Genomic DNA, 21,196 nt, shown 5'->3' with positions numbered 1-21,196 from the left:
CCAAGCGTTTCTCTATGATGGCCGAACAAACAATAAGAGGCCAGATTATGAGCACAACCGATGATTCCTACCTCGTTGCCAAAGATAAAACTGCCGATATTCCGCTGCGTGAAAAGTGGTGGCATATTCTGGATAATTACAAAATAGGGATTATACCGCTGCCATTCTTCGTGCTGGCCGGAGTGCTGATCCTGCTCGACTGCCTGGCAGGTAAATTACCTAGCGATATCGTGGTGATGGTGGCGACACTGGCATTCTTCGGCTTTGCCTGCGGTGAGTTTGGCAAGCGCCTGCCGCTGGTGGGGAAAATGGGGGCTGCCGCCATCTGTGCCACCTTTATTCCCTCCGCGCTGGTGCACTATGGTTTGCTGCCGGACGTGGTGGTTGAGTCCACGACCAAATTCTACAAGTCGACCAATATTCTTTATCTCTACATCTGCTGCATTATCGTCGGCAGCATTATGAGCATGAACCGCCAGGTGCTGATCCAGGGTTTCCTGCGTATCTTTGTGCCGATGTTGTGCGGTGAAGTGGCCGGCATGCTGGTCGGGATGGCGGTGGGTATGGCGTTGGGCCTCGATCCGTTCCAGATCTTCTTCTTCCTGATCCTGCCGATCATGGCCGGGGGCGTGGGGGAAGGGGCGATCCCATTGTCGATGGGCTATGCCGCCATTTTGCATATGGAGCAGGGCGTGGCCTTGGGGCGTATCCTGCCGATCGTGATGTTGGGTAGCCTGACGGCGATCGTGATTGCTGGCCTGCTGAACCAATTGGGGAAACGCTATCCACACCTTACCGGCGAAGGCAGCCTGATGCCGAGCAAGCAGGGCGATAGCGAGGTCGCGGCAACGGAGAAACTGAGCGGTAACGTGGATGTCGCCACTATCGCCTGTGGCGCGCTGCTGGCCATCCTACTGTATATGGTCGGCATGCTGTTACACCGGCTGATCGGCTTGCCGGCCCCGGTGGGAATGCTGTTTGCCGCAGTGGCGGTGAAGCTGGCACACGGCGTTTCGCCACGCATTCAGCAAGGATCGCAGGTGGTGTATAAATTCTTCCGCACCGCCGTGACCTATCCGATCCTGTTTGCCGTGGGCGTAGCGATCACGCCGTGGCAAGAGCTGGTAGATGCCTTCACCGTGCAGAACCTGATTGTGATCGTGGCGACGGTAAGCACGCTGGTGGCCACCGGTTTCCTGGTTGGCAAGAAGATCGGTATGCATCCGATCGACGTGGCCATTGTTTCCTGTTGCCAGAGCGGGCAAGGCGGAACCGGTGACGTGGCGATCCTGACGGCGGGCAACCGGATGTCGCTGATGCCCTTCGCCCAGATCGCAACGCGTATCGGCGGGGCGATTAACGTTTCGCTGGCGCTGCTGGTGTTATCGCATTTCTATTGAGTAGTGTGTTGCCGATTTGCCCCGCGAGGATGCGGGGCTTTTTTACGCTAGATGGCATCAGGCATTTAGAACGCCCAGTCCTCATCCTCGGTATTCACCGCTTTGCCCATTACGTAGGAAGAGCCGGAGCCGGAGAAGAAATCGTGGTTCTCATCGGCGTTGGGGGACAGCGCAGACAGGATCGCGGGATCCACTTGTGCCATTGCCGGTGGGAACAGCGCTTCGTAGCCCAGATTCATCAGCGCCTTGTTAGCGTTATAGTGCAGGAAGGTCTTCACCTCTTCCGTCCAGCCCACCCCGTCGTAGAGCTCTTCGGTATAACGCACCTCGTTGTCGTACAGATCCTGCAACAAATCGAAGGCAAAGTTCTTCACCTGCTGGCGGCGGGCCGGGCTGGCCTGCTCCAGGCCTTTCTGGAACTTGTAGCCGATATAGTAGCCATGCACCGCCTCGTCGCGAATGATCAGGCGGATCAGATCGGCGGTGTTGGTCAGCTTGGCCCGGCTCGACCAGTACATGGGCAGATAAAAGCCGGAATAGAACAGGAACGACTCCAGAAACACGCTGGCGACCTTTTTCAACAGCGGATCGTCGCTGCGATAGTGCGCCAGAATGATGCTGGCTTTTTTCTGTAGCGTGGCGTTTTCCTCGCTCCAGCGGTAGGCCTCGTCAACATCCCGGGTTTGGCACAGGGTAGAGAATATCGAACTGTAGGAACGGGCGTGTACCGCCTCCATAAAGCTGATGTTGGAATACACCGCCTCTTCGTGCGGGGTGATGGAATCGGCGATCAGCGCCGGAGCGCCAACGGTATTCTGGATGGTATCCAGCAGCGTCAGCCCGGTAAATACGCGGATGGTGAGCTGCTGTTCCTTGGCGGTCAGCGTGGCCCAAGACGGAATATCGTTCGACAGCGGCACCTTTTCCGGCAGCCAGAAGTTGCTGGTCAGGCGGTTCCACACCTCCAGATCCTTGTCGTCATCAATCTTGTTCCAGTTGATGGCCTGCACTCGTTGCATCGTCATAATCTTCCTCACAGCGCGCAGGACACGCAGCCCTGCACCTCGGTCCCTTCCAACGCCATCTGGCGCAGGCGGATGTAATAAATGGTTTTGATGCCTTTACGCCAGGCGTAGATTTGCGCGCGGTTAATATCCCGGGTGGTGGCGGTATCGCGGAAGAACAACGTCAGCGATAGCCCCTGATCCACATGCTGCGTGGCGGCGGCGTAGGTATCGATAATCTTTTCCGGGCCAATTTCGTAGGCGTCCTGGTAATACTCCAGGTTGTCGTTGGTCATGTAAGGGGCAGGGTAATAGACCCGACCAATCTTGCCCTCCTTGCGGATCTCGATGCGTGAAACGATCGGATGGATGCTGGAGGTCGAGTTATTGATGTAGGAGATGGAACCGGTAGGCGGCACCGCCTGCAGGTTCTGGTTATACAGCCCATGCATCATCACCGCAGCGCGCAATGCCAACCATTCCTCACGCCCAGGTATGGTGATAGTGGCGTTGGCAAACAGTTCGCGCACCCGTGCGGTTTTTGGCTGCCACTCCTGCTCGATGTATTTGCTGAAATACTCCCCACTGGCGTAGGTTGAGTCCTCGAAACCGGCAAAACTGCTGCCGCGCGCTATTGCCAGCCGGTTGGAAGCGAGCAGGGCGTGGTAGGTCACGGTGTAGAAGTAGATATTGGTGAAATCGATCCCCTCGTCCGAACCGTAAAAGATGCGCTCGCGCGCCAGATAGCCGTGCAGGTTCATCTGGCCGAGGCCGATGGCATGGGAGGCCTGATTCCCGGCGGCGATAGACGGCACCGAGCCGATATCGCTCATATCCGCTACCGCCGTCAGCCCGTAGATCGCGGATTCCACCGCCTTGCCGAAATCGGGGGCATCCATGACTTTGGCAATGTTCAGCGAGCCAAGGTTGCAGGAGATATCTTTGCCGATCTCGGCATAGCTCAGATCCTGATGGTAACGGCTGGCGCTGTTGACCTGCAGGATCTCCGAGCACAGGTTGCTCATATTGATGCGCCCGGCGATCGGATTGCTGCGGTTGACCGTATCTTCAAACATCATGTACGGATAACCGGATTCGAATTGGATCTCCGCCAGCAGCTGGAAAAACTCACGGGCGTTGATGCGGGATTTGCGAATGCGCTTGTCATCCACCATCTCACGGTATTTTTCGCTGACGCTAATCTCTGACAGCGGCACTCCATACACCTGTTGCACATCGTAGGGAGAGAACAGGTACATCTCTTCGTTATTTTTTGCCAATTCGAAGGTGATATCCGGGATCACCACCCCCAGCGACAGGGTTTTGATGCGGATTTTTTCGTCGGCATTTTCCCGCTTGGTATCCAGGAAGCGCAGAATGTCTGGGTGATGGGCGTGCAGATACACCGCCCCAGCGCCTTGGCGTGCCCCCAGTTGATTGGCGTAAGAAAAGGCATCTTCCAGCATTTTCATTATCGGGATCACCCCGGAAGACTGGTTCTCAATGCGCTTGATCGGGGCGCCAACCTCGCGGATATTGCTCAGCAGAAAGGCTACACCGCCGCCGCGTTTGGAGAGTTGCAGTGCCGAATTCACCGCGCGGCCAATCGACTCCATATTGTCTTCAATACGCAGCAGGAAGCAGGAAACCAGCTCGCCGCGCTGCTGCTTGCCGCAGTTGAGGAAGGTGGGCGTCGCGGGTTGGAAGCGCCCGGAGATGATTTCCTCCACCAGATCCTGCGCCAGAGTGGTATCACCCGCCGCCAGCCGCAGCGCCACCATGCACACCCGGTCTTCATAGCGTTCCAGATAGCGCTGGCCATCGAAGGTTTTCAGCGTGTAGCTGGTGTAATACTTGAAGGCGCCGAGGAAGGTCTCGAAGCGGAATTTCCTGGCATAGGCCTGTTGGAACAACTGCTTGATAAAGGCAAACTCATACTGCTCCAGCACCGCCGCTTCGTAATATCCCTCATCCACCAGATAGCGCAATTTCTCCGCCAGGTTGTGGAAGAACACGGTGTTTTGGTTCACGTGCTGCAAAAAGTATTGCCTGGCGGCCAGCCGATCCTTATCGAACTGGATGCGCCCTTCGGCGTCGTAAAGGTTGAGCATCGCGTTGAGCGAATGGTAATCCAGCGTGGCGCTGGCGGGCCTGGTCAGTTCTGTCGTTGCCAAAATGCGGTGACTCCCTGTTGAACGATAGCGACGTCTTGTGTGGTGCCGAGTAGCTCAAAACGATAAAGCACCGGTACCTGGCATTTTTTGGCGATGATGTCACCGGCGATGCCATACGCGGCGCCGAAATTGGTGTTACCTGCGGCAATCACACCGCGCAGGTAAGCGCGATTCTGCGGATCATTGAGAAAACGGATCACCTGGATCGGTACGGCACCGACGCTGCTGCCGCCGCCGTAACTGGGCACAATCAGGATATAAGGGTGATCCATCAGCACTTTTTTACTGCCAGCGATCGGGATGCGTATTGCGGGCAGTGCCAGCTTCTCAACGAATCTGTGGGTGTTCTCCGAACTGCTGGAGAAGTAGACCAGCGGATCCATGGCACACCTCAGGAGGTTAGGGCGTTGGCTAACGCGCCAATCTTGTCCGGGCGGAAACCAGACCAGTGATCGTCACCGGCGATAATCACCGGCACCTGCTGATAGCCCAGTGATTTAACATGGTTCAGCGCTTGTTGATCCTGGGTCAGATCGACCACGCGATAGTCGATCCCTTGTCTATCCAGGGCACGGTAGGTGGCATTGCACTGGACACAATCTGGTTTAGTGTAAATAATAATACTCATGATTCGCATTTACCTTTTATATTGAAGGAAAGGCGGATAAGTCAGAAAGTTGAGCATGATAGGGCGTTTCTGACGGCGTCACCAACCCAAGCGTTTCCCCCTGCGTTGATGAATGAATACTATATGTTGATATTTATATTATCAACATCACTATATGTGGTGTTTTTCGGTTTTTGGTGCGCAGGCCGCGCCGAGGCTGGAAAAGCGGTGGGGAAATATTTTTTGCGATAAGGATCGAGCAGGCCGGGTTGCCCCGGCCCGCAAAGTTACTGCCGCATGCTGACTGCCAGGCGGTTAAAGGCGTTCATAATGCTGATGGCAAAGGTCAGATCGCTGATTTCGGCATCGCTGAAATGGGCTTTCAGGGCGTCAAAGGCGTTGTCCGGTGCGCCGGTTGCCGCAATCAGGGTGACCGCTTCGGCCCATTCCAACGCGGCACGTTCTGCCTCGCTGAATTCATGGCTGACGCGCCAGCCCGCCAGCGTATCCAGCTTGGCGTGGCTCGCTCCCCCTGCACGCAGCGCTTTGCCGTGCATATCCAGGCAGAAAGCGCAGCCGTTGATCTGCGAAACGCGCATAAACATCAGCTCAATGATCGCTTTATCCAGCGGGCCTTTCTCTAACCCCCCCAATGCGCTCACCATGGCTTTATAAGGGGCCGGTGACAGTTCGGCGTACTGCAAACGTTGCTTGATCATGTTCAAACCTCGGATTAATGACGTAACCAATGTACGGCGCTACTTTAGCCGCGATATGGTCTATGCTATAGAGCCATAAAATGATTATTTAACCAGGCCATAACACGTAGTGCTTATCAATTTAGACGGCCCATTTCCCCTCACCTCAGCCCTCTCCCAATGTACGGTTCGAGGTTCGTCACGAACACTTGTGTGGGGGAGAGGGAGCCAGTCCGGAGTCGCCGTTGGGCGCCGGTGGTCATTTGTGGCACGGTATGTCCCCTCTCCTTGTGGGAGAGGGTTCGGGTGAGGGGGATTAAGCCATGACACGTCATATTTTTGCTGCCCTACGGCTGGATCACCAGCAGGCTGAGCCCCTGTACCGGCAGATCTATCTGCGGATTAAAGACGCTATCGTGCAGGGAACCCTGGTGGCCAACAGCCGTTTACCTTCGGTGCGCGGCTTGGCTAGCGATCTGGGGGTAGCGCGTGCGACGGTTGAGAATGCTTACGCTGCGCTGGTGGCTGAAGGTTTTCTGCAAAGCCGGGGCCAGGCGGGAACCTATGTTTCCTCCCAGTTGCTGAAAATGCCTGAGCGCACCGAGCTGTCAGCGGTACCCACCTTGGCGACTCCGGCACCTTCCGCATTTCAGTCTCATCCCGCTGGGCCGACTCAACCCTTTCAGCTTGGCCTGCCCGCGCTGGATGCCTTCCCACGGGCGGTATGGCAGCGCATCGTTGCCCGGCAGCTGCGTGGCACCACTATGGCTTCATTGGCACACCCACCCCCTAATGGTCTGCCGGAACTGCGCGAGGCAATTGTCCATTACCTGCACCTTTCTCGTGGCATCGTCTGTCGGCCGGAACAGGTATTTATCTGCGCGGGTTATCAGGCTTTGATAGAGCTGGTGATCAACGCGCTGTTGAAACTGGGAGAGGCGGTCTGGCTGGAGGACCCAGGTTATCCGGTTACCCAGCCGCTGTTTAGTGCCGCCGGAATGCAAATTGTTCCAGTGCCGGTTGATGAGGAAGGGATGAATATTGACGCCGGTATTGCCACCCGGCCAGACGCCCGCATGGCGGTGCTGACGCCGACTCACCAAAGCCCGCTGGGTGTTACCCTCAGCCTGGCCAGGCGTATGGCGCTGCTGGATTGGGCAACCCGTCACTCGGCCTGGATTATCGAAGACGATTACGACAGCGAGTGTCGCTACTACGGCAAACCCTTGCCGCCGTTAAAAAGCCTCGATCGTCAGGGGCGGGTACTCTACGCCGGGACCTTCAGCAAAACCCTGTTTCCGGCGTTACGTATTGCCTATCTGGTGGTGCCGGATGAGCAGACGGCGGCTTTTGAGCGCTGTAGCCAGCTGCGAGGCTGCGGTTGCCCACCATTACTGCAAGCCGGAGTGGCCGATTTTATCAACGGCGGGCATTTTTACCGCCATCTAAAGCGCATGCGGTTGCTGTATCGCCAGCGGCGCGCATGGTTGGTGCAGGCCCTGACACAGCGGCTTGCAGCCTATTTGACGGTGGTCCCGCAGGCCGGGGGGATCCAGATGCTGGCTCATTTGCAAGCAGGGCTCAATGACAGTGAGCTGGCGAAGAGAGCTTGGCAACAGGGCTTATCGATACAGGCATTGTCGGATTGGCAGATGTCCTCGCCTGCCGATAATGGCTTATTGATGGGCTTTGGTAACTTCACCAGCTATAGCGAAGCAGAGCGCGCGGTGGAGCGGCTGGCGGCGATTATCGAGAGCGGAAAATAAAGCGGCCCACGGAAAACCGTGGGCCAGACGCACATCTGTTTTATGGTTAAAACCAGCTACATGGGTTAACGCCGAGCAAGCAAGACGCCGAGCACGATGCCAACAGCAGCACCGATGCCTACGCCCTGCCAAGGTTTGTCTCGTACATAGCTATCGGCATTGCCAACTGCGTCGCGAGCATGTTGTGTCAGGCTGCTGGAACCGCTGAAGCGTGCACGGGCATCGCGTAATATCCCTTTTGCCTTGCTGTGCAGTTCATGCAGTTCTTCTTTGGTCTTGCTGCTGGAGTCGCGTAATACTTCGTCCAGCGTATCGGCCAGCAGGTTCACGTCCTGATCGATGTCTCGTTCTACTTTATCTGTCTTGTTAAACATTCGACTCTCCGTTACGACACATGTCATTTAAGTGTAGACCATTTTGGGAAATGTGCTGGCGATCACGAAAATTAATGGCTATCCCCGCGAATAACGAGGCTTTTTTTGAGCATCACCCCAGCCTGAGGGCCGGGCTACAAGCTCTGTACATTTGGTTACTCAGCGAAACCAATCACTCACGGAAGCCTGACATTGATTCCATTATTATCTCTTCAACGGCCCAACCGGGCTTACCGATAAACACTCTCTGAGGATTTAAAGATGAAAAAAGTATTAGCGCTGATCGTTGCTGCCACCATGGGCCTGTCTTCTGTTGCTTTCGCTGCTGATACTGCGGCTGCACCGGCACCAACTGCGGCTCCTACTACTGCGGCTCCTGCGGCTGAGAAAGCTCCAGCTAAAGCGACTCACCACAAGAAAGAACACAAGAAAGCCACCAAAAAAGCACCAGAGCAGAAAGCTCAGGCCGCTAAAAAGCACAGCAAAAAAGCGCCAGTAGCTCAGAAAGCTCAGGCTGCCAAAAAGCATCACAAAGCCGCCACCAAACCAGCTCAAAAAGCTCAGGCCGCTAAAAAACACCACAAAGCTGCTGCTACCAAAGCGCCAGTAGCTCAGAAAGCTCAGGCTGCTAAAAAGCACCACAAAGCCGCAGCTAAACCAGCTCAGAAAGCCCAGGCTGCTAAAAAACACCACAAATCAAGCAAGAAAGCCGCTGCTCCAGCTGCTAAATAAGTGAAGATAGCGGAGCCGTCAAAGGTTCCGCATCCTCTGCTGAATACTCTGACACCCGGTTTTCCGGGTGTCTTCTTTTGAGGTGAGGTCATCATGATGAACCGCTACCTGTTTGAAGTGATCTTCAGTGCCGTCACGCTATGTGGTCTGGTGGTGGCCTGGGAATTGTTCCTGGCCAGCAGCTTCCTGTAATTATTGCCCGATAGGCGTTTCGTGCAGGTGCAGCCAGCGTAGCCCGTCGGCGGTCTGGGTAAAGACCACGGTAGAATAACGCAGGGTCGCAAGTTGGCCTGGCAGCGTTTGCTTCTCGCGATAGTTGACTACGGCCCCCGTTGCCCATTCTGCGACCATCTTCATGTCTTCGATCGCAATCTCCAGCCCCGGCTTTGCAGCCCGATGCGTCTGGAAAAATCCTTCCAGTTCGTTGGATCCCAGCTTGTTGCCGTTTAGGGCAATCATGGAAAAATCTGCGTGAAACCGCGCCAAGAGCGGTTGCCGTTCCCCAGCCCCTTTTCCCAGCCAGTCGGCGATAGCCACATGGGCGTCAATCACTTCGGTAAAATAACGATTCATCAGGATCCCTGTTCAGCGTTGAGATGGCGCACGATGGCGCGGTTGGTAATACGCAGGCACAGCAGCATCGGGAACAGCGTACTGGCTGCGGCGAGATAAAAACAGTAACGATAGGCCATGAGCGGTTCCATATGGCCGAGCAACAGATTGAGCAACAGGCTGAGCAGGGTAACACCAAAGCAAAAGCTCAACTGGCGGTTGATATTCCATAGGGCGCTGGCATCGGCCAACTGGGTGTCGGCAATGGTGAGAAAGGCGCAGCTTTGTGCCGTGCTGCTACACAGGCTGCCACCCAGCCCCATCAAGGCAAACGCGAAAATTTGCCAGCTATGCTGCCCGGGATCACCAGCGTCAGACCAAGCAGGTAACCATTGCTGATCCAGGCCAATTGGCTGATGCTGGCCTGCAAAGCGTGGCCGATCGCTGGGTAGGCGACGTTGGCGATAAACATGTTGATCAGATCGACAAAGAATCCGAGCAGATAGACGATTGCCACTTTAGTGCGATAAGCCATGAAGCCTCCGGTTGAAGGCGTGCAGTGTAGCGGGTGGGAAAGGGCTGATAAATTGGCGCTAGGCGATTACACTGTCAAAAATATTTTGACAGTGGGTGAGTGAAAGATGCTCAATTTAGCCAGGTTAGCGATGTTTGCGGCAGTGGTCGATACCGGCAGTTTTACCGCTGCGGCGGAGGCATTGGGGCAAACCAAGGCGGTGGTCAGTTTTAACATCAAACAGTTGGAAAGCGAGCTAGGCGTTTCATTGCTGGTGCGCAGTACGCGGCGGCTGTCACTCACCGGTGCTGGTGAGCGTTTTTATCCACGTTGCCAACGGCTATTACAGGATGCGGAATACCTGCTCGACGATGTACGCCGCGATCACCATGGCTTGAGTGGCATTCTGCGCATCACCAGCACGCCGGAATATGGTGCGCAAGTGGTGGTTCCTGCCTTGGCCGCCTTCGCGCAGTTGCACCCGCGCTTACGCATTCAGCACGTTTCTTCTTCTTACCATGCGGATCTGATTTCCGAGCGGTTTGACGTGGCTATCCGCCTGGGCCAACTGGCGGACTCCAATCATCATGCAGCGCTGATCGATAATTTCGCTATCTTACCGGTGGCGGCACCGGCCTATCTGGTACAGCGGCCGATCGCGTCACTGCCTCAACTGGCTCAGGCTGCCTGGCTGGCCCATAGCCGCCTCCCTTCACCATTGAGTTGGCAAGTGCTCACCCCTGAACGTCAGGCGGTGTTGTTCAGGGTAGAAGATGACGCCAGGCTGATGGCCGATAGCGCCACTGCGTTGCTGACTTTCGTGTTACAGGGGGCGGGTGTGGCCCTGCTGCCAGAATGGTTGGTACGGCCCGTTATTGCTAACGGGCAATTGTGCCACCTGCTGCCAGATCACCAGTTCCCGGTACAGAGCATTTATGCGCTTTATCCCAACACGCGCCATGTGCCGGAGAAGGTGCGGGGGTTTATTGATTTCCTGCGGGCGAGGATAGCCACGGCTGAATAAAAGCCAGCACGGCAGTGATGGTTTGCTGGTGGGCGCGTTCACGCTCGGCGGGCGAAGAGCCACAGATAAAGGCTTCTCCTTCTTCAGCTAATATTTCCGGGGCGGCTGGAGTACAAAGCTGTAAGAAATCAAAGTGATTGCTGCCCGGTAAGACAATGGCCTTGATCGGCTGCTGCCCGCTGTTGGCAGCCAGCGACTCAGCTCCCAGGCTTTCCGGATCGTTGCCCGGCATAAAGTGTTGTGCGGCGATGACCAGCAGCGGCGCGCTGATTTGGCGCAGGCTGGCCGGTTGCAGATAGGGCACCAAGCCTGGGTCCAGGGCGATGGCGAAGCGGATCCGGGCATCGGTGTAATTAGCGTCAAACTGGGTGGCAGAGATACTGTTCTTGTTTACGCCAGCATAAAACAGGCAGTTAGGCGAGCGTGGCTGCTGTTGGCAACCGGCAATAAAATCCTTTAGCGCGACTCGGCCACCAATCGCAGAGATGGCGCTATAGCCACCTTTGGAATGCCCCGCCACGCCAATGGCCTGTGTGTTGATCCGCGGTTGCCATGTACCATCCTTCAGCATGGCGCCGATCAGCGCCGAGATATCGCGCGTTTGTTGCCACAGTTCGAGCGATTTTGCCGGGATGGAATCACCGCTGGTACTGCCCGGATGATTGGCTGCAACCACGATCATTCCTTGTTCCACCAACGCCTTCGCCAGCCAGGCTTGGCTGCTATTATTGCCACCGCTGCCGTGGCTGATGATCATCAGTGGAAAATGCCCGGTTGCTGGCGGGGCGTCTGGCAGAGCAGGAATACCTGCAAACACTGGCCTGCCGCCGACCTGTTGTGGCTGACCTTGAACGTTTGTGGGGTAATAGATACGGGTGACCAATGGGCGATCGCCGTTATAAAACGTTTGCAAGCGGCTGCCAACCTGCCAGGGGGCGGCGGTGGCGACACAGCTAAACAGTAGGCACAAAATCCATAACTTTTTCATGATGACTCCTTCAAGGGGAAAACCGAACCATCGCATTCGCGTTTTCCTGACGCGACCTCGATCGCGATCCAGGTCGTTAAGCGATTGTTTTAGCTTATTATGCTCTCTACACTGGGGCGTTCCCGAATAACCACAGAGGTAACATGCCGCTTATCCCGCTGTCTTTTCTCTTCAGCCTGTTGTGCCTGGCGTTGATCGTGCGCCTTGGTTGGCCACGGCCACACCGTTGGTTGCTACAGCTGTTGCTGTTGATCTGCGCCTGGCAAAGCCTGCTGGTGGGGATCCGTTTTGGCTATCAGCAACCTTGGGTTGCTATTTTGCAACCGCTGGGGGCCGCCCTGATCCCGCCATTGTGTTATCTGGTACTGATGTTGCAAGCCCGTGGGCCGATGGGCTGGCGCGTCGTTGGGCATCTGACGTTCCCGCTGCTGGTGTTATTGGTACAGTGGCGAGCCTTGGCGGCGCTGGATGGGCTGATCGTTATTGGCTATTTCGGTTACGGCGCGGCTATTTTGCTGTACCTGCGGCGCGGCGAGAATGTTTTGCAGCAGGTGGCACTGGCGGACAGTTGGCTGAGCTATCGCTTATGGTGCGGATTAGGTGGCCTGCTGGTCGTCTGCGGCCTGATCGAGTTGGCGATCACCCTGGATTATTCGCTGTTAGCCGGTAGGCATGCTGGTGCACTGGCGGCCTTTGGCAATGTGATGATGGTCCTGGGGGTAGGTTTGGTGCTTGGCCGTGAGCGTCAACAGCCGGAACCCGAAGAGCAGCCCTTGCCACCAGTGAAAGCCGAGGCGCTGACAGAGGATGACGAGCACTGCTTTGAGCTGATCAACCAACGGCTACGTCAGGACGATCTCTATCTGGAACCGGCGCTGAACCTGGCCCGGTTAGCGCGCAAGGTGGGCATACCGGCACGTAAGGTCTCCCAGGCGATTAACCAGCAAGCGGGGATGAACGTATCCCAATATGTGAATCAGTTACGCATTCAGCAAGCGGCCCAGTGGTTGAGTGGCAGCGATCGCCCGGTGACCGAGATTATGCTTGAGGCCGGTTTCAGCACCAAATCCAACTTTAACCGTGAGTTTCTGCGGGTTCAGGGGATGAGCCCCAGCGAATGGCGTAGGCAACAGGCGGGCGGTCTATAGCTGCAGATTATTCCTAAACCAGAATGAGTACGGATAAATTAATTGTTTCATCTCCTGATTACGGTAAGGTCGCAAAGCTACCCAGAACTGAGAGGAGAAATAGATGTATTTACGGCCGGATGAAGTGGCTAAGGTGTTAGAGAGTACCGGTTTTGAGCGTGATTATGTCACCGATCAGACCTACGGTTTTCGCAAGGGCGAGCACTACGTGTATGTGAATCGGGAAGCGCGAATGGGCAGAATGGCGTTGGTGATCCACCCGGCGTTGAAAGAGAAGAGCCTCCATTTTGCCACGCCCACCTCGTTGATGCGTAACAGCGAGCAGTATCTTGAGTTTCCCCTGGATTTAAGCGGTGATACGCCCAACACGCGTTACGGCATTCCTCACGGTTTCAGCTCCCGCGATGCGCTCTCGCGCTATCTCTACAGCATGTTCCTTTAAACTCTCCCCCGTAAGCGGGGGAAAGCTTCACCAGTTGCCCAGCGCTTCCCGGTTATAGCGTTCGTTGTAGGCCCGGCGGAACTGCGCCAGTTCAAACGCATCCAGATCCAGTTCGGCAAAGTAAAACAGCGCCGCTTCGGTGTGCTCGGCATGCAGTTCCGGCGACAGCCCGGCGCGCAGCAGCGTTTCCCGCCACAGGCCAATCTGCTCATCGTCCGCCTGCTTGATAAACGTCAGGTAGATAAACAGCATATAGGCGGCCTGATGCATCTCTTCGGTATAGCCGTTGTTCAACATGCGGATAAAGCTTTGGCTGTGGCGGCTGCCCATTTCTTGCAGCATGGACTCCACCAGCATCGGTTTAACCTTCAGCAAATGCGCCAGTGAATCTATCGCCTTGCGGGTGTCGGAAGTCAGGACACGATAGCCAATAATGAAAACTACGATCAGGGCGGCGATGATGATCCACGTCATGTATGATTTTTACCGTCTTGGTGCGCAGCATACGCGCCCGAAATTGTCAGTGTTGCTCACCGCTGAAATTGTCTGCGGCCCGTTGTTTATTATGCACATGGCGATTAAAGGTGGCGGCATCTTGTGCCAGCGCATCCAAATGGGCACCCAGCATCTTGATCTGCTTGACCAGGGCATGCTGTTCCGGCACCGAACTGGCGGTGCTTAGTTTGTTGACCAGCTGTTCATTCTGCATGCGCAGCGCGGTTTCACGCCGTTGCGCTTCGGCCAACTGCTGTTGCAGAGCCTGGTAGCCTTGTTGCCATTCACGGTGCTGCTGTTCGAAGCTGGCTTGTAACTCATTCATTGCATTCTGAAACTGGATTTCCAGCTCGCGCATATTCATGGGTTGGATCCTTTGCGGCACTCAATAATGGCCTGCAGTATAACGAAAACCGCTCACAACCTCACCCGTTGCCGTCAATTCCTCACTTGCAACCCTGGCGAGGCGTCTTACAATCAAGCCATTCCCACTAAAAGCAATAGTCCGCCGGTGGGTGAAATCTCCCGAGAGTGATGTGAAATGAGCGACGAAGAGAACGATTTTTTTGCCCAGGCGATGACCGATGTGAAGCCGTTATCCGCGGGGCAACCCACGCTGTACCTCAAGGCGCAGGATCCTGTCGATAAACGTGCGCGCCGGGAAGCTCAGGCGTTACAGTTGGAGAACTTCCTCAGCACCGGCTTTCTGGACATTATTCCCTGCGATACCCCGTTGGAATATAAGGGCGAAGGTATTCAGCAAGGGGTGCTGGATAAGCTGCGTCACGGCCACTATCCACCGCAAGTCAGCCTCAATCTGCTGCGCCAGCCTGTCGAGAGCTGCCGCCAGGCGCTGTTCCGCTTTATCATCCAGGCGGAGAAAGACAGCCTGCGTTCGTTGCTGATTGTGCATGGCCGTGGGCGCACAGATCAAAGCCATCCGAATATCATCCGCAGCTACCTGGCCAAATGGCTAGAGCAGTTTGAACAGGTGCAGGCGTTTTGCCGGGCACTGCCACGTGACGGTGGTGAGGGTGCGTGCTACGTCACCTTGCGCAAGTCTGCCGCAGCCAAGGCGGATAACTTCGAACGCCATGCCAAACATAGCCGTTAGGCCGCATCGCTGATCAAATGATTGAGGAAACGCTGCAAGACATCGGTGGGGATGTCGTTTTTGCGCCAGAACACCCCGACGCTGCCTTTCTGTTCGAGACGGGGGAGCGGCAAAATGGTGAGCAGCCCCTGCGTAGCATAGCGTTCAGCCAGCCGCCACGACAGAATGGAAATCATCTCGCTGCTTTGCGTCATCCCCAATGTCACGCTCATTGATGCCGACTCAATATGATCGCTGGGCAGCATCACGCCTTGCTCCACAAGCGCGTTATCGATACTGACGCGGATCGGCGTGCCGCTTGGCCAGACGATCCAACGATATGCCATCAGTTCTTCCCAGGCAATGCTGCCGCGGCTGGCCAGCGGGTGCTGCGTGCGTGCCACGAAACACACCGGCTCTGTATACAGCACGCGGTAGTTGAGCGGCAGTTGCAGGGCGTGACCGCCAATACGGCCAACCACCACATCGATCTTGCCCGACAGCAGGTTTTGCAGCAGTGGCGTCATCACGTTTTCCACGATCTGCAGGTGTACGCTGGGGTAATCATTAACCACCGCCAGAATCGCTTGTGTTACGCAGTCGGTAGCAACCGGTGAACAACCGATTAACAGACTGCCCTGGCCCCCTTGTTTGAAACGGATGATGTCTTCACGGGAGCGATCGAGATCGTTAAGGATACGCCTTGCGTGCTCCAATAGTAGTTTCCCCCCTTCAGAGGGACGTAGCCCCTTGCTGTGGCGTTCAAACAAGGTGATACCGACATCCTCTTCCAAAGCCGACAGCCACTTCGATAGCGCAGGCTGCGTGATATTCATCATCCTGGCCACCTGAGTCAGGTTGCCTTGCTCACCTAGACACATCAAAAGGCGTAGGTGATGGATTTTGAGGCGCTGAGTCCAGTCTGCCATTTGTCATAACCTCCAGGTTATCGCCAGGGCGGAAATGCCATTATCTTTTCACATTAGCCTCCTACATAGTATTAACAAATAAGCAACACTCGTCACAAAAACAAGAAAAGACCCTACACCCAAAGAGGCAATCGGCCATGAATCTTTCTCGTCGGCTTAATATCCAGGATGTTATTGATGCAGCTCCCGTCTCGGCGTTTCAGTGGCGTGTGCTGGCATGCTGTTTTTTGGTGGTAACCATTGACGGCTTTGATACCGCCGCTATCGGTTTCATCGCTCCGGCTATCCGCCAACAGTGGCAGTTGGATGCGGTTCATCTGGCCCCGCTGTTCGGCGCAGGTTTATTCGGCCTGACGCTTGGTGCGCTGTTGTTTGGCCCGCTGGCAGATCGTTTTGGCCGCAAACAGGTGATGCAGTTTTGCGTTGCGTTCTTTGGCTTGATGAGCCTGCTGTCCGCCTTTTCACCCGACATGAATACGTTGACGTGGCTGCGTTTCCTGACTGGTTTGGGATTGGGGGGCGCGATGCCGAACACTATTACTTTGACCTCGGAATTTTTGCCCAAACGGCGGCGAGCGGGCTTGGTGACGCTGATGTTCTGCGGCTTCACCCTCGGTTCGGCATTAGGCGGGGTGGTGAGCGCGCAACTGGTCCCGCTGATTGGCTGGGAAGGCATTTTGGTGATTGGTGGCGTACTGCCGCTGGTCTTGCTGGTGGTACTGTGTTTCGCACTACCGGAATCCCCCCGCTATCTGGTGCTGCGCAACCGTCGTCCGGACAAGGTGGCGGCCATATTGCAGAAAATCACCAGGCAGGATCATCGTGATGTGACGTTCTATCTGCCGGAACAACCGGCGACGAAAAGCTCGGTATCGGCTTTGTTCCAGCGCGGTGTGCTGCCCGTCACGCTACTGCTGTGGTGCGTGTTCTTTATGAGCCTGATGATCGTCTACCTGCTGTCTAGCTGGCTGCCAACGTTGCTCAACAACAGCGGTGTCGATTTGCAGCACGCTTCATGGGTCACCGCTATGTTCCAGGTTGGCGGCACGATTGGCGCAATCGTCATCGGCCAACTGATGGATCGCCGCAATCCCTATTGGGTATTGGCGAGCAGCTACGCCATCGGCGCGCTGTTTATCGTGCTGATCAGTGTTTCAGAAGGGGCATTGTGGGGCATGGCCTTTGCGGTGCTGGGAACGGGCATCGGTATCAGTGGTTCGCAGGTGGGGTTGAACGCACTGTCCGCTTCCCTGTATCCAACCTTATGCCGTGCCACCGGGGTCAGTTGGGCTAACGCCGTTGGCCGCTGCGGGGCGATTTTCGGCTCGCTCGGCGGTGGGGTGATGCTGTCTTTCAACCTCTCGTTTTCCACTATTTTCATGTTTATCGCTATCCCGGCATTGTTAGCCGCCATCGCTTTGGCCTTGCTATTCAGCCAGGTACGCAGCGTCCGCCAGATTGCCAAAGCGCAGATCGCTCGTGGATAACGTATTGATAACTCAAAGGAGTATGCGATGTCTGAATTAACACCCGCAGTAAAGCAACAACGAGCAGATTTTTATCAGCAAATCGACGCGATGGATCTCACGCCGCTGTGGGAGTCTCTGCACAATCTGGTTACCACCTTACCTAACGCCGGGTGTGTGGCCGCGCTATGGAAATATCAGCAAATTCGGCCTTTCCTGCTGCGCAGTGGGGAACTGATTGGCGCCAAAGAGGCGATCCGCCGGGTATTGGTGCTGGAAAACCCGGCACTGCGGGGCAAATCTTCCATTACACAATCACTCTATGCAGGTTTGCAATTGATCATGCCCGGCGAGATCGCTCCCAGCCACCGGCATACCCAATCGGCGCTACGGTTTATTGTTGAAGGCCAGGGAGCGTTTACCGCCGTTGATGGTGAGCGTACCACCATGCATTCAGGGGATTTTATCCTGACACCGCAGTGGCAATGGCACGATCATGGCAACCCTGGCGAGCACCCGGTGGTGTGGTTGGACGGACTGGACTTGCCGTTGGTGAATTATCTCGGTTGTGCGTTTGCTGAGGGTTTCCCGCAAGAACAGCAGCCGGTGACACGCCCGGAGAATGATTTCCAGCCGCGCTATGCGGCCAATATGTTGCCAATGCGCCATCAAGTTGGCAATTCATCGCCGATCTTCAACTATCGCTATGACCGCAGCCGTGAAGCCCTGGATCAACTATTACGTAATGGCCCGTTGGATGAATGTGAAGGCATCAAGCTGCGCTATGTCAATCCAGCCACCGGCGGTTCGCCGATGCCGACCATTGCGGCCTTTCTGCAACTGTTACCCAAAGGGTTCAGTAGCGCCAAGATCCGCACCACGGACAGCACGATTTACCATGTGGTGGAAGGGGAAGGCACCGTCATCATCGGTAGCCAAACATTTACCTATACCGCCAAAGATATTTTCGTCGTTCCTTCCTGGCAGCCGCTCAGCTTTGTTACGCGCAGCGAAAGCGTGCTGTTCAGCTTCTCCGATCGCCCGGTTCAGCAAGCGCTTGGGTTGCTGCGTGAAGCACGTGGTTAATTTGAACGACATCATTAAAGGAAAATCACTATGAGCCAATATTTGTTTACCCCTCCGGCCATCACCGTCGTTCCAGTCGTTGGTAGCGATAGCCTGTTCCCAGTGCATCGCGTGTATTGCGTTGGCCGTAACTATGCGGCACATGCGCGTGAGATGGGGTTTGATCCCGACCGTGAGCCGCCATTCTTCTTTTGCAAACCGGCTGACGCGGTAGTGCCGGTCGCAGTTGGGGAAAGCCTGACGCTGGAGTACCCGTCGCAAACCGACAACTATCACTATGAAATCGAATTGGTGGTAGCTATCGGCAAGCGTGGTAGCGATATTCCGCTCGAGCAGGCGCTGGATTATGTTTACGGCTATGCCACCGGGCTGGATATGACCCGCCGCGATCGGCAGATGGAAATGCGCAAGATGGGGCGCCCGTGGGAGATTGGCAAAGCTTTCGATCATTCCGCACCGATAGCCGCGATCCATCCGGCAGGCAGTGTGGAAGATATCGATCAGGCTGCAATTTGGTTGACGGTCAACGGCGAGGATCATCAGCGTAGTGGGATCGGCAACCTGATCTGGTCGGTAGCGGAAACTATCAGCTACCTGTCCGGTTTCTTTGAGCTGCAACCGGGCGATCTGATTTACACCGGCACGCCGGAAGGCGTTGGCCCGGTGGTACGAGGCGACCGGATCGACGGCGCGGTTGCAGGGTTGACGCCACTCCAGGTCACTATTGCCTGACAGGGGGCCACCATGAAGCTTTACAGTTTTTTTAACAGCTCGGCAGCCTATCGGGTACGTATCGCCCTGGCTATTAAGGGGCTGAGCTACCAGAGTGAAGCGGTCAATATCCGCGTGGGTGAGCAGTTGAACCCTGCCTATAGACGACTGAACCCGATCGGGCTGGTTCCTACGCTGGTGGACGATGACGGGCTGGCGTTTGGCCAGTCGCTAGCGATTATTGATTATCTCGATCGTCGTTACCCACAAGGGCCGCTATTGCCGCAGGAGGAGCAATTGCGAGCTACGGTGCTGGAGATCGCCCTGGCGATTTGCTGCGATATTCATCCGGTCAACAATCTGCGCGTTCTGCGCTATCTGACCGATGAACTGGGGATTTCAGAGGTTCAGAAGAAAGCCTGGTATGCCCACTGGATCGAGCAGGGGCTGGCCGCCGTCGAGAAGCTACTGGTGAAAGCGAACTCCGGCGACTATTGCGTAGGCCATGCCCCTAGCTTGGCGGATTGCTGCCTGATCCCGCAGTGGGCCAATGCGTTACGTATGGGATGTGATTTGTCGGCTTATCCACGCTGCGCCAGGGTTTATCTTGCCTGCAATGCGCTTCCGGCATTTATTGCCGCAGCACCGGAGCAGCAGAAGGACGTTATCCCGGCTTAAAACAATAATGACAACAAATTTTCTGCCCATGGTGGTGGTAGAAAACGCGTAGGGCAAACATTGGGGAAATATCATGAGCAAACAGGCAACGGCAATTGTAGTGGGTGGTGGGATTGGTGGCGCGGCTACGGCGCTGTCTTTGGCGAAACAGGGCATCAAGGTATTGCTGCTGGAGCGCGCCCATGAGATTGGCGAAATTGGGGCTGGCATTCAGCTTGGTCCCAACGCCTTTTCGGCACTTGATAGCCTGGGGGCTGGGCAAGTTGCACGTCAGCGGGCGGTGTTTACCGATCATATCTCTATGATGGATGCGGTCGATGGCAATGAAGTGGTGCGTATTGATACCGGGCAGGCGTTCCGCGAGCATTTTGGTGGGCCCTATGCGGTGATCCATCGTGTCGATATTCACGATGCTGTCTGGCAGGCGGCACTGGCGAATCCTTTGGTGAGCTATAAAACCTCGACGCAGGTGGTGGATATCCGTATTAATCCGCATGATGTGGAGGTTTTCGACAGCGAGGGTAACCGCTATCAGGCCGATATCCTGCTGGGATGTGATGGCGTTAAGTCGGTAGTGCGCGCTTCGCTGTTGAATGATAGCCCCCGAGTGACCGGGCATGTCGTTTATCGCGCGGTGATTGACGCGGCGGATATGCCAGAAGATTTGCAGATAAACGCGCCAGTGCTATGGGCCGGACCACATTGCCATCTGGTGCATTATCCGCTGCGCGGCGGAGCGCAATATAACCTGGTAGTGACCTTCCACAGTCGTCAGGCGGAAGAGTGGGGCGTTACCGATGGCAGCAAAGAAGAGGTGATGTCATATTTTGCTGGCATACACCCGCGTCCGCGTCAGATGCTGGATAAGCCAACCTCTTGGCGCCGCTGGGCTACAGCCGATCGTGAACCGGTGAGCCAATGGGGTAACCAACGCGTGACATTGGTCGGCGATGCCGCGCATCCGGTGGCGCAATATATGGCGCAAGGGGCCTGCATGGCGCTGGAGGATGCCGTTACGTTGGGGGAAGCTATCGCTCATTGTAACGGCGATTTCGCGGCGGCCTTTGCGTTGTACGAGTCGGTACGCATTCCGCGTACGGCGCGTATTGTCTGGTCTACCCGTGAAATGGGGCGGTTATATCACGCCAAAGGCGTCGAGCGTTCGGTACGTAATCTGTTATGGCAGGGTAAATCGCAAGCAGATTTCTACCGTGCGTTGGAATGGCTCTATGGCTGGAAGGAAGATAACTGCCTGCAACCCCGCTAGGCGGCCTGAGTCGAGGTAAAACATGGCGGCGTATTGCGACGCCGCCAC

At 55.8% G+C, this 21,196-nt stretch carries 24 protein-coding genes and 1 pseudogene; 12 read left to right on the top strand and 13 right to left on the bottom strand.

Annotation, left to right across the window (positions count from 1 at the left end; translation table 11 throughout):
• Positions 1-47: 47 nt before the first annotated feature.
• Positions 48-1,400 carry a 2-hydroxycarboxylate transporter family protein gene (locus JHD74_RS13445; protein WP_024530711.1) on the top strand — a complete coding sequence of 451 codons (1,353 nt, stop codon included), beginning with the start codon at positions 48-50 and terminating at the stop codon, positions 1,398-1,400.
• A 65-nt stretch (positions 1,401-1,465) separates the two neighbouring features.
• On the opposite strand, the gene nrdF is transcribed toward JHD74_RS13445, so the two are convergent.
• From nrdF to JHD74_RS13420, 5 genes are all read right to left on the bottom strand, one after another.
• Complete coding sequence (gene nrdF, locus JHD74_RS13440; protein ID WP_024530712.1) at positions 1,466-2,425, bottom strand: class 1b ribonucleoside-diphosphate reductase subunit beta; 960 nt, start codon at positions 2,423-2,425, stop codon at positions 1,466-1,468.
• Positions 2,426-2,433: 8 nt separating this feature from the next.
• Complete coding sequence (gene nrdE / locus JHD74_RS13435; RefSeq protein ID WP_199062873.1) at positions 2,434-4,578, bottom strand: class 1b ribonucleoside-diphosphate reductase subunit alpha; 2,145 nt, start codon at positions 4,576-4,578, stop codon at positions 2,434-2,436.
• Complete coding sequence (gene nrdI / locus JHD74_RS13430) at positions 4,560-4,961, bottom strand: class Ib ribonucleoside-diphosphate reductase assembly flavoprotein NrdI (RefSeq protein WP_024530714.1); 402 nt, start codon at positions 4,959-4,961, stop codon at positions 4,560-4,562. Before nrdI ends, nrdE begins: the two co-directional genes overlap by 19 nt.
• An 8-nt stretch (positions 4,962-4,969) precedes the next feature.
• Positions 4,970-5,206, bottom strand: coding sequence for a glutaredoxin-like protein NrdH (gene nrdH, locus JHD74_RS13425; protein ID WP_024484825.1), 237 nt, complete (start codon positions 5,204-5,206; stop codon positions 4,970-4,972).
• A gap of 266 nt (positions 5,207-5,472) precedes the next feature.
• Positions 5,473-5,904, bottom strand: coding sequence for a carboxymuconolactone decarboxylase family protein (locus JHD74_RS13420; protein ID WP_074029584.1), 432 nt, complete (start codon positions 5,902-5,904; stop codon positions 5,473-5,475).
• A gap of 302 nt (positions 5,905-6,206) precedes the next feature.
• On the opposite strand from JHD74_RS13420, the gene JHD74_RS13415 reads away from it, so the two are divergent.
• The gene (locus tag JHD74_RS13415; protein WP_199062872.1) at positions 6,207-7,649 is read left to right on the top strand and encodes a PLP-dependent aminotransferase family protein; all 1,443 of its coding nucleotides are present in this window, start codon (positions 6,207-6,209) and stop codon (positions 7,647-7,649) included.
• 65 nt (positions 7,650-7,714) lie between these two features.
• Here JHD74_RS13415 and JHD74_RS13410 read toward each other — a convergent pair whose 3' ends face one another.
• Complete coding sequence (locus JHD74_RS13410; RefSeq protein WP_024530922.1) at positions 7,715-8,023, bottom strand: YqjD family protein; 309 nt, start codon at positions 8,021-8,023, stop codon at positions 7,715-7,717.
• A 261-nt stretch (positions 8,024-8,284) separates the two neighbouring features.
• Between JHD74_RS13410 and asr the strand changes: the two genes are divergently transcribed.
• The gene (asr, locus tag JHD74_RS13405) at positions 8,285-8,755 is read left to right on the top strand and encodes an acid resistance repetitive basic protein Asr (protein WP_024530923.1); all 471 of its coding nucleotides are present in this window, start codon (positions 8,285-8,287) and stop codon (positions 8,753-8,755) included.
• 192 nt (positions 8,756-8,947) lie between these two features.
• On the opposite strand, the gene JHD74_RS13400 is transcribed toward asr, so the two are convergent.
• The 3 genes and pseudogenes from JHD74_RS13400 to JHD74_RS13390 all read right to left on the bottom strand — a co-directional run bounded on the left by JHD74_RS13400 (position 8,948) and on the right by JHD74_RS13390 (position 9,842).
• Positions 8,948-9,328, bottom strand: coding sequence for a DUF4440 domain-containing protein (locus JHD74_RS13400; RefSeq protein ID WP_199062871.1), 381 nt, complete (start codon positions 9,326-9,328; stop codon positions 8,948-8,950).
• A pseudogene (locus JHD74_RS13395) lies at positions 9,328-9,666 on the bottom strand (MFS transporter); the annotation flags it as partial. The pseudogene JHD74_RS13395 and the gene JHD74_RS13400, both read right to left, overlap by 1 nt.
• Positions 9,630-9,842 carry a hypothetical protein gene (locus tag JHD74_RS13390; RefSeq protein ID WP_199062870.1) on the bottom strand — a complete coding sequence of 71 codons (213 nt, stop codon included), beginning with the start codon at positions 9,840-9,842 and terminating at the stop codon, positions 9,630-9,632. The pseudogene JHD74_RS13395 and the gene JHD74_RS13390, both read right to left, overlap by 37 nt.
• 106 nt (positions 9,843-9,948) lie before the next feature.
• On the opposite strand from JHD74_RS13390, the gene JHD74_RS13385 reads away from it, so the two are divergent.
• On the top strand, positions 9,949-10,845 hold the full coding sequence (locus JHD74_RS13385; protein WP_199062869.1) for a LysR family transcriptional regulator: 897 nt from the start codon (positions 9,949-9,951) through the stop codon (positions 10,843-10,845).
• Here JHD74_RS13385 and JHD74_RS13380 read toward each other — a convergent pair.
• A complete protein-coding gene (locus JHD74_RS13380) occupies positions 10,805-11,833 on the bottom strand; it encodes a dienelactone hydrolase (protein ID WP_199062868.1) in 1,029 nt (342 codons plus the stop codon). The genes JHD74_RS13385 and JHD74_RS13380 overlap by 41 nt on opposite strands.
• A gap of 143 nt (positions 11,834-11,976) precedes the next feature.
• Here JHD74_RS13380 and JHD74_RS13375 point away from each other — a divergent pair, with 143 nt between their 5' ends.
• Entirely contained in the window at positions 11,977-12,981 is a 1,005-nt protein-coding gene (locus JHD74_RS13375) for an AraC family transcriptional regulator (RefSeq protein WP_199062867.1), read from the top strand.
• A gap of 103 nt (positions 12,982-13,084) precedes the next feature.
• Positions 13,085-13,423 (top strand): DUF2002 family protein, encoded by a 339-nt coding sequence (locus JHD74_RS13370; protein ID WP_021178947.1) that lies wholly within the window; start codon positions 13,085-13,087, stop codon positions 13,421-13,423.
• 27 nt (positions 13,424-13,450) lie between these two features.
• Here JHD74_RS13370 and JHD74_RS13365 read toward each other — a convergent pair whose 3' ends face one another.
• The gene (locus tag JHD74_RS13365; RefSeq protein WP_021807638.1) at positions 13,451-13,897 is read right to left on the bottom strand and encodes a DUF1198 family protein; all 447 of its coding nucleotides are present in this window, start codon (positions 13,895-13,897) and stop codon (positions 13,451-13,453) included.
• Positions 13,898-13,943: 46 nt separating this feature from the next.
• On the bottom strand, positions 13,944-14,282 hold the full coding sequence (locus JHD74_RS13360; RefSeq protein ID WP_024530929.1) for an MbeD/MobD family mobilization/exclusion protein: 339 nt from the start codon (positions 14,280-14,282) through the stop codon (positions 13,944-13,946).
• Positions 14,283-14,459: 177 nt separating this feature from the next.
• Between JHD74_RS13360 and smrA the strand changes: the two genes are divergently transcribed.
• Positions 14,460-15,032: a DNA endonuclease SmrA gene (gene smrA / locus JHD74_RS13355; RefSeq protein ID WP_024530930.1), complete on the top strand. Its 573-nt coding sequence runs from the start codon at positions 14,460-14,462 to the stop codon at positions 15,030-15,032.
• Here the strand turns inward: smrA and JHD74_RS13350 are convergent.
• Positions 15,029-15,940: a LysR family transcriptional regulator gene (locus JHD74_RS13350; RefSeq protein WP_074029570.1), complete on the bottom strand. Its 912-nt coding sequence runs from the start codon at positions 15,938-15,940 to the stop codon at positions 15,029-15,031. The two genes, smrA and JHD74_RS13350, sit on opposite strands and share 4 nt — an antisense overlap.
• A 137-nt stretch (positions 15,941-16,077) precedes the next feature.
• Here JHD74_RS13350 and JHD74_RS13345 point away from each other — a divergent pair, with 137 nt between their 5' ends.
• The 5 genes from JHD74_RS13345 to JHD74_RS13325 all read left to right on the top strand — a co-directional run bounded on the left by JHD74_RS13345 (position 16,078) and on the right by JHD74_RS13325 (position 21,148).
• Positions 16,078-17,427 (top strand): aromatic acid/H+ symport family MFS transporter, encoded by a 1,350-nt coding sequence (locus tag JHD74_RS13345; RefSeq protein WP_199062866.1) that lies wholly within the window; start codon positions 16,078-16,080, stop codon positions 17,425-17,427.
• Positions 17,428-17,454: 27 nt separating this feature from the next.
• Positions 17,455-18,492, top strand: a complete 1,038-nt coding sequence (gene gtdA / locus JHD74_RS13340) for a gentisate 1,2-dioxygenase (protein WP_199062865.1) — start codon at positions 17,455-17,457, stop codon at positions 18,490-18,492.
• Between the two features lie 30 nt (positions 18,493-18,522).
• Positions 18,523-19,224, top strand: coding sequence for a fumarylacetoacetate hydrolase family protein (locus JHD74_RS13335; RefSeq protein WP_074029566.1), 702 nt, complete (start codon positions 18,523-18,525; stop codon positions 19,222-19,224).
• Between the two features lie 12 nt (positions 19,225-19,236).
• Entirely contained in the window at positions 19,237-19,881 is a 645-nt protein-coding gene (gene maiA / locus JHD74_RS13330) for a maleylacetoacetate isomerase (protein WP_074029565.1), read from the top strand.
• A 73-nt stretch (positions 19,882-19,954) separates the two neighbouring features.
• On the top strand, positions 19,955-21,148 hold the full coding sequence (locus JHD74_RS13325) for a 3-hydroxybenzoate 6-monooxygenase (RefSeq protein ID WP_074029564.1): 1,194 nt from the start codon (positions 19,955-19,957) through the stop codon (positions 21,146-21,148).
• The last annotated feature ends 48 nt before the right edge of the window (positions 21,149-21,196 follow it).

Origin of the sequence: Serratia sp. ASV30 (assembly GCF_016428815.1) — a bacterium.
GTDB classification, from domain to species: domain Bacteria; phylum Pseudomonadota; class Gammaproteobacteria; order Enterobacterales; family Enterobacteriaceae; genus Chania; species Chania fonticola_C.
Note: the sequence above shows the minus strand (reverse complement) of the source record. Positions and strands in the feature narration are given on the sequence as shown.

Coding starts and splice junctions, on each gene's coding strand:
- JHD74_RS13365 (WP_021807638.1), bottom strand. CDS start 13,897: ATGACGTGGATCATCATCGCCGCCCTGATCGTAGTTTTCATTATTGGC.
- JHD74_RS13370 (WP_021178947.1), top strand. CDS start 13,085: ATGTATTTACGGCCGGATGAAGTGGCTAAGGTGTTAGAGAGTACCGGT.
- maiA (WP_074029565.1), top strand. CDS start 19,237: ATGAAGCTTTACAGTTTTTTTAACAGCTCGGCAGCCTATCGGGTACGT.
- JHD74_RS13375 (WP_199062867.1), top strand. CDS start 11,977: ATGCCGCTTATCCCGCTGTCTTTTCTCTTCAGCCTGTTGTGCCTGGCG.
- JHD74_RS13410 (WP_024530922.1), bottom strand. CDS start 8,023: ATGTTTAACAAGACAGATAAAGTAGAACGAGACATCGATCAGGACGTG.
- JHD74_RS13325 (WP_074029564.1), top strand. CDS start 19,955: ATGAGCAAACAGGCAACGGCAATTGTAGTGGGTGGTGGGATTGGTGGC.
- gtdA (WP_199062865.1), top strand. CDS start 17,455: ATGTCTGAATTAACACCCGCAGTAAAGCAACAACGAGCAGATTTTTAT.
- JHD74_RS13415 (WP_199062872.1), top strand. CDS start 6,207: ATGACACGTCATATTTTTGCTGCCCTACGGCTGGATCACCAGCAGGCT.
- JHD74_RS13360 (WP_024530929.1), bottom strand. CDS start 14,282: ATGAATATGCGCGAGCTGGAAATCCAGTTTCAGAATGCAATGAATGAG.
- nrdI (WP_024530714.1), bottom strand. CDS start 4,961: ATGGATCCGCTGGTCTACTTCTCCAGCAGTTCGGAGAACACCCACAGA.
- JHD74_RS13445 (WP_024530711.1), top strand. CDS start 48: ATGAGCACAACCGATGATTCCTACCTCGTTGCCAAAGATAAAACTGCC.
- JHD74_RS13335 (WP_074029566.1), top strand. CDS start 18,523: ATGAGCCAATATTTGTTTACCCCTCCGGCCATCACCGTCGTTCCAGTC.
- JHD74_RS13350 (WP_074029570.1), bottom strand. CDS start 15,940: ATGGCAGACTGGACTCAGCGCCTCAAAATCCATCACCTACGCCTTTTG.
- JHD74_RS13345 (WP_199062866.1), top strand. CDS start 16,078: ATGAATCTTTCTCGTCGGCTTAATATCCAGGATGTTATTGATGCAGCT.
- asr (WP_024530923.1), top strand. CDS start 8,285: ATGAAAAAAGTATTAGCGCTGATCGTTGCTGCCACCATGGGCCTGTCT.
- JHD74_RS13390 (WP_199062870.1), bottom strand. CDS start 9,842: ATGGCTTATCGCACTAAAGTGGCAATCGTCTATCTGCTCGGATTCTTT.
- nrdF (WP_024530712.1), bottom strand. CDS start 2,425: ATGACGATGCAACGAGTGCAGGCCATCAACTGGAACAAGATTGATGAC.
- JHD74_RS13380 (WP_199062868.1), bottom strand. CDS start 11,833: ATGAAAAAGTTATGGATTTTGTGCCTACTGTTTAGCTGTGTCGCCACC.
- JHD74_RS13385 (WP_199062869.1), top strand. CDS start 9,949: ATGCTCAATTTAGCCAGGTTAGCGATGTTTGCGGCAGTGGTCGATACC.
- JHD74_RS13420 (WP_074029584.1), bottom strand. CDS start 5,904: ATGATCAAGCAACGTTTGCAGTACGCCGAACTGTCACCGGCCCCTTAT.
- JHD74_RS13400 (WP_199062871.1), bottom strand. CDS start 9,328: ATGAATCGTTATTTTACCGAAGTGATTGACGCCCATGTGGCTATCGCC.
- nrdH (WP_024484825.1), bottom strand. CDS start 5,206: ATGAGTATTATTATTTACACTAAACCAGATTGTGTCCAGTGCAATGCC.
- smrA (WP_024530930.1), top strand. CDS start 14,460: ATGAGCGACGAAGAGAACGATTTTTTTGCCCAGGCGATGACCGATGTG.